Source organism: Actinomadura logoneensis (genome assembly GCF_003428695.1).
In the GTDB taxonomy this organism is placed as follows: domain Bacteria; phylum Actinomycetota; class Actinomycetes; order Streptosporangiales; family Streptosporangiaceae; genus Spirillospora; species Spirillospora logoneensis.
Map to the genome: position 1 here is coordinate 1 of NZ_QURH01000988.1, position 9,821 is coordinate 9,821.

The following is a 9,821-nucleotide window of genomic DNA, read 5'->3' on the forward strand; positions in this document are numbered from 1 at the left end:
CGGCCGGGGCCTTCGGCGCCGGGGCCGCCGTCGGCGGCGCGGCCTGCGCGCCCTCGGCGGCCGGGGCCGTGGTTACCGGGGGAGTCGCGGCCGGCCGGGAGCCCGGCTGGTAGTCCGCGAAGAAGTTCCACCACGCCTCGTCAACGGAATTGGGGTCTTCGAGGTACTTCTGGTACAGCTCGTCGACCAGCCATTCGTTGGCACCGAAGTCTGTGGTCTTGGGGTCGGCACTTGAATGCGCTGACTCTGTCGACACGGCGGAGATCGCCCTCTTCCGCAGCTCGCAGGTGAGTTCTGAGACGAGTCAAGGCTACTCGCACTTGGGCGCCCGCCAGGCCAGCGCACCGGTACCCCGATCGTCCAACCCTCAAAACCGTAGATTTTGCCCAAATATTTGGGGTGGAACCGGCGATACATGCCACATCCGCGTCTCCTGGGAGACGCGGATGTGGCGACCGTCTCAACACGCGCGGAACGCGGGCCGGACGGCTGTGGATCAGGCGATCCGTGGACGAGGCGAACCGCGGACCAGAGGAAACGCGGACCAGAGGAAACGCGGGTCAGGTGGAACGCGGGTCAGGTGGAACGCGGGTCAGTTGGAACGGGGGTCAGGTGGAACCGTGGATCAGTGGGTGTGATCGGGGACCGTCGGGCCCTCGCTCGACTGGACGAGCACGAAGCCCTGGCCCTGGAAGGCCAGCTGCATGGCCTCGCCGCTGCCGCGGCCGATCAGCGCGGCGGCCTTGATGGTGCGGTTGACGCCGATCTGGAGGCTGGTGCTCCAGGCCACGGCCGCGTCGCCGTCGGCGAACGTCGGGGCCCGGCCCGCGTCCAGCATGACCGGCGCGCCGTGGGTGTGGACCGCGACCCAGCCGGTGCCGCCGATCGTGGTGTTGAACAGCCCGCCGGACATGACGCCCGCGCCCTGCACCCGCTTGATGTCGGTCTGCAGGTGCGCGTCGTAGGCCAGGATGTTCTTCCCGTTGACCGTGATCTGCTCGTTCTCCAGGTAGAACAGGTGGATGTCCTCGGCGTTGTGCGCCAGGAACAGCAGGCCCTGCCCCTTGGCCCGCATCAGCGGCGCGCCCTCGCCGGTCAGGGCCTTCTTGAGGAACTTCCCGACGCCGCCCGCGCCCTGGTACTCGAAGTCCATCTGGCCCTGGAAGGCGACCATCGCGCCCTGCCGGGCGATGACGTCGCCGTTGAGGTGGACACGGAGCATCTTGGCGTTCTGGAGCGCGAAGTGGCCGGGGACGGGCTCGCCCTGGTCCATGTTGTTGAAGAAGGGGCTGCGCATTTTCTGAGGGAGACCTTTCGAGCCTGTTCGGATGTCCGACGCCGCGGGCTGCGTCCCGGAAGGCGGGACAGGATAGTGATCGAACCTGAACGGTCCCTGAACGCCTCCTCCAACGCCCGGGCGGGGGTGGGACGAGACCGGGCGGACGGCTCAGGCGGCGCCGAGCCGGGCTCGGTCGTGCGGGGTCGTCCAGTCAACGTCCGGGCCCTTCGGAACGATCCCGGACGGGTTGATGAACTTGTGCGTGACGTAGTAGTGCCGCTTGATCTGGTCGAAGTCGGTGGTCTCGCCGAACTCGGGCCGGGAGTAGAGGTCGCGGGCGTACCCCCACAGGTTCGGGTAGTCGACCAGCCGCCGCAGGTTGCACTTGAAGTGGCCGTGGTAGACGGCGTCGAAGCGGGCGAGGGTCGGGTAGAGCCGCACGTCGGCCTCGGTGAGCCGGTCGCCGAGCAGGTAGCGCCGGTCGGCCAGCCGCTCCTCCAGCAGGTCGAGGGTGCCGAACAGGGCGTCAACGGCCTCCTCGTAGACGTCCTGCCCGGTCGCCATCCCGGCCTTGTAGACGCCGTTGTTGACCGTGGCGTAGACGAGGTCGTTCAGCTCGTCGATCTCCGGACGCAGCTCCTCCGGGTAGAGGTCCGGGGCGTCCGGCTTGTGGAAGGCCGTGAACTCGGTCTCGAACATCGTCGTGATGTTCGGGAAGTCGTTGGTGACCAGGCGCTTGCTCGTGGTGTCCCAGACGCACGGGACGGTGTAGCGGCTGCCGGTGTATCCCGGGTCGGTGGCCAGGTACAGCTCGGACAGGAAGGTCGCGCCGGTCACCGGGTCCGGCTCGGGGAAGCGCCAGCCGCGCTCGTCCCGGATGGGGTCCACCACGCCGAGCGTGACCACGTCCTCCAGGCCCAGCAGCCGCCGGACGATCATGCTCCGCTGCGCCCACGGGCACGCGTAGGACACCATCAGCCGGTACCGTCCCGCCTCGGCGGGGTACGGGCCCGAGCCGTCGCCGGTGATCCGGTCGGTGAAGCGGTTCGGCTGCCGGACGAACCGGCCGGCCTTCACCTCCTTCGGCACGTCGGTCATCTGCGCCGACCCCGCGGACGCCCCGGCCCCGGCGGCCCCGGCGGCCCCGGACGCCCCCGCCCCGGCGCCCCCGGTCTGTCCCGCGGCCGTCCCGGCCGCCCTCTCCTGCGCGCTCATGCCCCGCGGTCCTCTCCTGGACGGAACTATCCCGGACCCCTCCAAAGTAGGGCCTGCACTGCGACCTGAGGGGGATCCGGGCGGACCCGGCCGCTGGCTACGATGACGCCAGACCGCCTCGCGAACCGCGCGGGGCTCCTTCCGCGGGGGACGGGATGCTCGAGAACTTCAGCGCCTTGACGGACGGCCTGCCGCCCGCGCTCATCTACCTGATGATCGCGGCGCTGGTGTTCGCCGAGGCGGCGCTGTTCTTCGGCTTCGTCCTGCCGGGCGAGACCGCGATCGTGGTCGGCGGCATCCTGGCCAGCCAGCACCGGCTGTCCCTTCCGCTGCTGCTGGTGATCGCGGTGGTGGCGGCGGTGACCGGCGACTCGGTCGGCTACGAGATCGGCCGCAAGCTCGGGCCGCGGCTGCTCACGACCCGGGTCATGGTCCGGCACGAGAGCAAGGTGTCCAAGACCCAGGACATGATCCGCAGGCGCGGCGGCCTGGCGGTGTTCATCGGCCGCTTCACCGCGCTGCTGCGCGCGCTGATGCCCGCGCTCGTCGGCATGTCGCGGATGCCGTATCCGAAGTTCCTGCTGTTCAACTTCATCGGCGGCGTCGTCTGGGTGGGCACCTTCACGCTCGGCGGCTACTTCGCCGGGACCGCCTTCGAGCACGTCGCCAAGCTCGCCGGGCAGGGCCTGGCGGTCGGCGTCGCGGTGGTCGCGGTCGCCGCCCTCGTGGTCTGGCACTTCCGCAAGAAGAAGCGGGAGGAGGCCGAGGAGGCCGCCGCCCGGCTGGAGCACGAGCGGCAGGAGACCGTCCAGAGCTGACCGTCCAGAGCCGACCGTCCGGCCCCGGCCCCTGGTCGGCCCTCGGGCCTCGGCTCCGCGGCCCCTGGTCGGTCCGCGGGCCTCGGTTTCGCGGCCCCCTCCGGTTCCGCGCTCGGTGGCGCCCGTCCCTCCTCAGGGGCGGGCGCCCGCCATGTGGTGGACGGAGGCGCGGCCGAGGACGGGCGGCAGGTCCAGGAAGGTGCGGACGCCGGTCGGCGCCGCGCACACGACCGGGACCGCGTTCACGGCGTGCGCCGCCGCGGCGGCGATGCCGTTGGTGACCCAGTCCTCCTCGGTGGTGAGGGTGATCGACGGACGGCCCTCGACCCGCACCGAGTAGCCCGGCCGCCCCCACTCGGGCGCGACGTCCGGGCCGACCTTGTAGACGGTCTCCAGCCCGATGACCGGGCGTCCGCCGACCATCGCGCTGAACGTCCAGCGGACGGCCGCGACCGTGCCCGCGCGGACGGTCCCGGCGGTGACCTCGACGTCCTCGGCGGCGAGCCGCCAGGCGACGTCGGTGTCCACCTCGGGCGGGGCGAGGCCCAGCCCGGCGGCGACCAGGTGCAGGCTCTCGCCGAAGGCGGTGCGCATGACCGGGCGGGCGCGCCGCAGGAACGCGCCGAACTCCTCCTCGGTGCGGCCGAGGCCGACCAGGTGGCGCAGCATCCGCGGCGACGGGTGCCCGGTGAAGTCCGAGCACTCGCGCGCGAACACGTGCGTGACCTGCCGCGACAGCCGGGACAGCAGCAGCGGCATCACGTCCGCCATGAAGCCGGGGTTGACGCCGCAGCCGTACAGGGACGTCCCGCCGCGCGCGCACGACTCCTCCAGGGCGGCCACCAGGCCCGGGCCGTGCGCGTGCGGGTAGACGTAGCCGGTCGTCGCGACGACGTTCTTCCCCGAGGCCAGCAGCGCGTGCACGGTGTCCAGGTCGGCGAACGGCGCGCCGCCGGGGGCCGCGGCGTAGATCACGCAGTCGGCGTCCAGGTCGAGCAGGGCCTCGGTGGACAGCGTGGCGGCGACCCCGGTCGGGGCGCGTCCGGCGAGGACGCCCGCGTCCACGCCGTCCTTGGCGGGGTCGAACACCCGCACCCCGGCGAGCTCCAGGTCCGGCCGCTCCAGGACGGCGCGGATGGCGCTGCGGCCGAGCGCCCCGGTCGCCCACTGGACGACGCGGAGCCGGCGGTCGCCGGGACGGTCGGTCATCGCTGTCCTCCGTGCTCGCCGGACGGGGTGGTTCACGGGGTGGTTCCGGGGGGAATCCGGTGATCCAGAGCAGAGGAGACTACGCGGAATGGTCGATGACATGGGGTGGTTGGCGACATTTTCCCGTCGTGTCCCCTAGAAGGGCACGGGACGGGCACGGGCCGGGCACCCCGAAGCCGAGCGCGATTCGGTCGGATGGTATCCAGTAACCGCCCAGAGTGATTACCTGGGAGCAGCAGCCGCCGCGAGGTGAGGAGAACCGGATGACGGAACTGCGCTATGACGGGCGCGTCGCGATCGTGACGGGCGCCGGGCACGGGCTGGGCCGGCAGCACGCGCTGGAGCTGGCCGCGCGCGGCGCGAAGGTCGTGGTCAACGACCTGGGCGGGGACCGCTCGGGCGTCGGCGCGTCCGCGGGCCCGGCGCAGGAGGTCGTGGACGAGATCGTCAAGAACGGCGGCGCGGCCGTCGCCAGCCCCGACAACGTCGCGACGCCGGAGGGCGCCGAGGCGATCGTCCGGGCCGCGGTCGACTCCTTCGGCAAGCTCGACATCGTCGTCAACAACGCGGGCATCCTGCGCGACAGGTCGTTCAAGAACATGTCGGTCGAGGAGTGGGACGCGGTCATCGCCGTGCACCTGCGCGGCTCGTTCCTGGTCACCAAGGCCGCCTGGCCGCACCTGCGCGAGAACGGCCACGGCCGCATCGTCAACACCTCGTCCCCGGCGGGCCTGTTCGGCAACTTCGGCCAGGCGAACTACGCGACCGCCAAGATGGGCCTGGTCGGCTTCACCAAGACGCTCGCGCACGAGGGCGCCAAGTACGACATCAAGGCCAACGCGATCGCCCCGGTCGCGTGGACCCGGATGACCGAGGACCTGTTCCCGGCCGACTTCGCCGACCGGCTCGGCGTGGACAAGGTCACCCCGCTCGTCGCCTACCTCGCGCACGAGTCCAACCCCGACTCCGGCGAGGTCTACACCGTCGGCGGCGGCCGGATCGCCAGGATCCTGGTGGCCGAGGGACCGGGCTGGGGCACCACGGACGAGCTGACCGTCGAGTCCGTCCGGGACAACTGGGCGGCGATCAACGCCGCCGAGCCGCACACCGTCCCGCGCAACGTCGGCGAGCAGATGGGACCGCTGATCCAGCAGCTCGGCTCCTGAGCCGATGGGCTCACTGGGCCTCGACCGGCGGGACGGGGTGCTCACCGTCGCCCTGTCCCGCCCGGAGCGGCTGAACGCGGTCACCGCCGAGCTGACCGAGGAGCTGCTGGACGTCCTCAACGGGCTGATGGGCGACCCGCACACCCGCGTGGTCGTCCTGACCGGCGAGGGCCGCGGCTTCTGCTCCGGCATGGACCTGCAGGGCGCCGAGGCGTCCGAGCCGTCCGAGGCGTCCGCAGAGGGACGCGTGCAGCGGCTCCACCGCGGCATCGCGCGGGGCGGCGAGGTCACGGCGCGGCTGCGCGAGATCCCGCAGCCGGTGGTCGCGGCCCTGCACGGCCCCGTCGCGGGCATGGGCGTCTCCTGGGCGCTCGCCTGCGACCTGCGCGTCGCCGACCCGACGACGCGGTTCGTCCTCCCGTTCACCGACCTCGGCCTGTCGGCGGGCGACTGCGGCCTGTCCTGGCTGCTGCCGCGCCTGGTCGGCTCGGCCCGGGCCGCCGAGCTCGCCTACCTCGCCGAACGCCTCGACCTGGACGCCGCCGACCGCCTCGGCCTGGTCACCCGGCGCGCCGCCGAGGGCGAGGACCTGGCCGAGGCCCACGCCCTGGCCGACCGGCTGCTGGCCAAGTCCCCCTACGGCCTGCGCCGCACGAAGGAACTGCTGAACGCGTCCCTGGACGCCCCCGGCCTGCGCACGCAACTGATGGCCGAGACCAGCGTCCAGACCCTGGCCTTCTTCACGAAAGACCTGGCAGAAGGCATGACGGCCGCCCTGGAGAAACGCCCGCCCGACTTCAGGAACCTCTAGCCGGAGAAACCGGCGACAACCGCAACCGGCGTGAATGCGCCACCAACCGCGCGGGGCGAAGCCGGAGGCAAGCCCCGCGCGCTTGGTCGCGAAGCGATGTCGCATTCACCGAGCGTCCGGGCCGTACCCGAGCCGCCAGGCGAGGGTGTGGAGCCGGAGGCTCGATCAACGCAGCGCAGCCGCGAGAGCTTCGGCGTAACGCAGTGCGGCGAGGCGGGCGAGGGCCGGGTGGGCGCCCAGCGGAGCGGCGGCGGTGCCGCCGACGGCGACCGCGGCGCGGGCGATCCGGTCGGGGGAGACCTCGGGGCCGATCAGGTGCGGCGCGAGCGCCACGGTGCGGACGCCCGAGGCGCGGAGCTGGTCGGCGGCGCCGCGCAGCGCGGCCTCGTCGTCCAGCGGCGCGGTGAACACCGGGCAGGCGAGCCGGGACGCCAGCAGCACGCTGGTGATCTCGGCCTGCCGGACCGCCGCCTGGTCGCCGGGCGGGGCCACCACGACGCCGCCGGCCTCGGTGACCATCGTCATCATCCGGATCCGGTCGGCGCGGGCGAGGCCGGCCTCGGCGAGCCGGTCGTGCAGCGCCTCGGCGATCAGCGGGTGCGGGCCGAGCGGGTCGGCGGCCACCACCGGGACGGGCGCGGTGGCGACGGCCGCGGACACCACGCTCATGATGGCCGGGTCCGGCCCGGTGACCAGCGGGACGACCACGGCGGCGGGCTCGTCCGGACGCGCCGGGGCGAGCCGGGACAGGACCGCGCCGAGCCCCTCCGGGCCGCCGCCCAGGCTCGCGACCAGCGCCGGCTGGCCCGTGTTCTCCAGCTCGACCGCGCGGGCGAGCTCGCCCGCCACCGCGCCGGCCTGCCCGCTCGCCGGTCCCGGGACGGCCAGGACGAGCGCGGGCGAGCCCGGCGGAAGCAGGAAGGATTCGTCTCCGCGGTGGCGTCCTCCGCGCAGGGCGCGGGAACGACGCGACGGAAGTGCCTCGGATGCCTGGCTTTCGGGAGTCACGGCGGGAATCGTAACGCCGTCGGTTGCGCTCCGGAACTCACGGTGTCCGCGTGGGGCCCGTCATGCGGGGTGTGAGGGGCTCCGTCGCCGCCCGGACAACGCCCTCGACAACGGCCGTCCGGCCGCGTGGACAACAGGCCGGTCACGAACAGATCGCGGACGGGGCGGCGCGTCGTGATCGCGGCATAGTAGGCTCCGCAGACCCCCGCACAATACGCATCGGGAGGTAATCCCGCAGATGTCGTCTAAACGACGGCGGTTCTCCTCGATTCGGACGAGGATCGCCGTGCTGGCCCTGGTGCCGCTCGTGTCCCTGATCGCCCTCTGGGCGTTCGTCACGACGGTTCTCTTCGGCAATGCCAACAGCCTGTTGCAGGGGGGCAAGTTCCAGGACAAGGTGCTGCTGCCCACGCAGCGGCTCCTCGTGGAACTGCAGAAGGAGCGCCGCCTCACCCAGGTGTACATCGGCTCGCACGGGACGCGGTTCAAGGTCGACCTGTCGTCGCAGCGCGACCACACCGACGCCGCCGCCGCGGTCGTCCGGGACGGCGTCCGGGACAAGGCGCTGCGCGGCACGGTCGGCACCGACGAGCTGCGGGCGATGGACGCGCTGGTCGCCAAGGCCCGCAACCTCCCGACCCTGCGGCACGCCGTGGACACCGGCGGCCTCCAGCGCGCCGGCGCGCTCACCGAGTTCAACTCCGTCATCGACGCGGGCTTCTCCGTCTACAACAACGGCACGCCCAGCGGCGACGGCACCCTCGCCGTGGACGCCCGCACCCTCACCGCGCTGGCCCGCGCGCACGAGTACCTGTCCCGCGAGGACGCCCTGCTCGCCGGGGGCCTCGCCGCCGGCCGCGTCACCGTCGCCGAGCGCGGCGAGTTCGCCCGGCTGAGCGGCGCGCAGCGCACCCTGTACGCCGACACCGCGCCGATGCTCACCCGCGAGGACCGGATCGAGTGGTCCCTGATCGAGCAGTCGCCGGTGATGACGCAGCTGCGCGAGATGGAGGACCAGGTCGTCCAGAACATCGCGCCGCCGGAGCGGCGGCTGCGCCGCGGCACGCCGCCGGTCGACGACGACGCCTGGCGGTCCGCGTCCGAGATCATGCGGGACCGGCTGTACAAGTTCGAGAACCAGGTGCTCGAGCACATCATCCGGGACGCGCGCGGCGTCGGCATGGACGTGTTCTTCCAGCTCGGCGTCGCCGGCGGACTCGGCCTCGTCGCGGTCGTCGCCTCGTCCCTGATCGCCTGGCGGGTCGCCCGGCGGCTGGTCGAGGAGTGCCGCCGGCTGGCGTCCCAGGTGGGCGACTTCGCGCGCAACCGGCTGCCGGTGCTCGCCGACGCCGCCCGGCACGGCAAGCCGTTCGACCTCGCCGAGGCGCTCGGCGGGGACGAGAACCGGGACTACAGCATCCTGGAGATCCGGCGCATCTCGCGCGCGTTCGTCCGCACCCGCGACGCCGTTCTCACGGCCGCGGCGGGCGAGCTCGCCGCGCGGCGCGGCGTCAACGAGGTGTTCGTCAACCTCGCCCGCCGCAACCAGGCGCTGCTGCACCGGCAGCTCGGCCTGCTCGACACCCTCGAGCGGCGCACCGAGGACCCGGCCGAGCTCGCCGACCTGTTCAAGCTCGACCACCTCGCCACCCGCATGCGGCGGCACGCCGAGGGCCTGGTGATCCTCGCGGGCAAGCACGCGGGCCGCGGCTGGCGCAACCCCGTCCCACTGGTGGACGTGGTGCGCGGCGCGGTCGCCGAGGTGGAGGACTACCCGCGCGTGCGGGTGCAGCCGCTGCCCCGGCTGTCGGTCGTCGGCTCGGCCGTCACCGACGTCGTGCACCTGCTCGCCGAGATCGTCGAGAACGCCACCGCGTTCTCCCCGCCCGGCGCGCCCGTGCTGGTCAGCGGCCACCGGGTCGGGCACGGCCTGGCCGTCGAGGTGGAGGACCGCGGCCTCGGGATGGACGAGGAGGCGCTCGCCGACGCCAACGCGCGGCTCGCCTCCCCGCCCGACTTCGACCCCGCCGACAGCGCCCGGCTCGGCCTGGCGATCGTCGGACGGCTCGCGGCCCGGCACGACGTCAGGGTCACACTGCGGCCGTCCCCGTACGGCGGCACGACCGCGATCGCGCTGCTGCCGGAGGCGCTGCTGGTGGACAACCCCGAGCCGGTCGCGGTCGGACGCCGCTCCACCGGCTCGATGTCCCCGTCCCCGCTCGCCGACACCACGGTGTCGGCGTCCGGCCGCGTCGCGGTCGCCGCGCCGGCCGCGCAGCCCGCCGCCCAGCCGGTCGTGCGGCTGGTCGCCGAGC

Annotated in this window: 9 protein-coding genes; 4 read left to right on the forward strand and 5 right to left on the reverse strand. The window is 73.1% G+C overall.

What is annotated here, in order from left to right:
* From DZF91_RS33710 to DZF91_RS33720, 3 genes are all read right to left on the reverse strand, one after another.
* Positions 1 to 256: 2-oxoglutarate dehydrogenase E1 subunit family protein (locus DZF91_RS33710; RefSeq protein ID WP_147341515.1), on the reverse strand; the 256-nt coding region annotated here is incomplete at its 3' end.
* 369 nt (positions 257 to 625) lie between these two features.
* A complete protein-coding gene (locus tag DZF91_RS33715) occupies positions 626 to 1,297 on the reverse strand; it encodes an AIM24 family protein (protein ID WP_117361092.1) in 672 nt (223 codons plus the stop codon).
* Positions 1,298 to 1,447: 150 nt separating this feature from the next.
* Positions 1,448 to 2,494, reverse strand: coding sequence for a glutathione S-transferase family protein (locus DZF91_RS33720; RefSeq protein ID WP_407920963.1), 1,047 nt, complete (start codon positions 2,492 to 2,494; stop codon positions 1,448 to 1,450).
* A gap of 155 nt (positions 2,495 to 2,649) precedes the next feature.
* On the opposite strand from DZF91_RS33720, the gene DZF91_RS33725 reads away from it, so the two are divergent.
* On the forward strand, positions 2,650 to 3,312 hold the full coding sequence (locus DZF91_RS33725; protein ID WP_117361093.1) for a DedA family protein: 663 nt from the start codon (positions 2,650 to 2,652) through the stop codon (positions 3,310 to 3,312).
* A 132-nt stretch (positions 3,313 to 3,444) separates the two neighbouring features.
* Here the strand turns inward: DZF91_RS33725 and DZF91_RS33730 are convergent, their stop codons facing one another.
* Positions 3,445 to 4,521, reverse strand: a complete 1,077-nt coding sequence (locus DZF91_RS33730) for an NAD(P)H-dependent amine dehydrogenase family protein (protein WP_117361094.1) — start codon at positions 4,519 to 4,521, stop codon at positions 3,445 to 3,447.
* A 263-nt stretch (positions 4,522 to 4,784) separates the two neighbouring features.
* Here DZF91_RS33730 and DZF91_RS33735 point away from each other — a divergent pair, with 263 nt between their 5' ends.
* Together DZF91_RS33735 and DZF91_RS33740 are read left to right on the forward strand one after the other, a co-directional pair.
* Positions 4,785 to 5,687 carry an SDR family oxidoreductase gene (locus DZF91_RS33735; protein WP_117361095.1) on the forward strand — a complete coding sequence of 301 codons (903 nt, stop codon included), beginning with the start codon at positions 4,785 to 4,787 and terminating at the stop codon, positions 5,685 to 5,687.
* A 4-nt stretch (positions 5,688 to 5,691) separates the two neighbouring features.
* Positions 5,692 to 6,498: an enoyl-CoA hydratase/isomerase family protein gene (locus DZF91_RS33740; RefSeq protein ID WP_117361096.1), complete on the forward strand. Its 807-nt coding sequence runs from the start codon at positions 5,692 to 5,694 to the stop codon at positions 6,496 to 6,498.
* 165 nt (positions 6,499 to 6,663) lie between these two features.
* Here DZF91_RS33740 and DZF91_RS33745 read toward each other — a convergent pair whose 3' ends face one another.
* Positions 6,664 to 7,506: a sirohydrochlorin chelatase gene (locus tag DZF91_RS33745; RefSeq protein WP_117361097.1), complete on the reverse strand. Its 843-nt coding sequence runs from the start codon at positions 7,504 to 7,506 to the stop codon at positions 6,664 to 6,666.
* 286 nt (positions 7,507 to 7,792) lie between these two features.
* Here DZF91_RS33745 and DZF91_RS33750 point away from each other — a divergent pair.
* The coding region (locus DZF91_RS33750; protein WP_117361098.1) for a sensor histidine kinase at positions 7,793 to 9,821 on the forward strand (2,029 nt) is incomplete at its 3' end.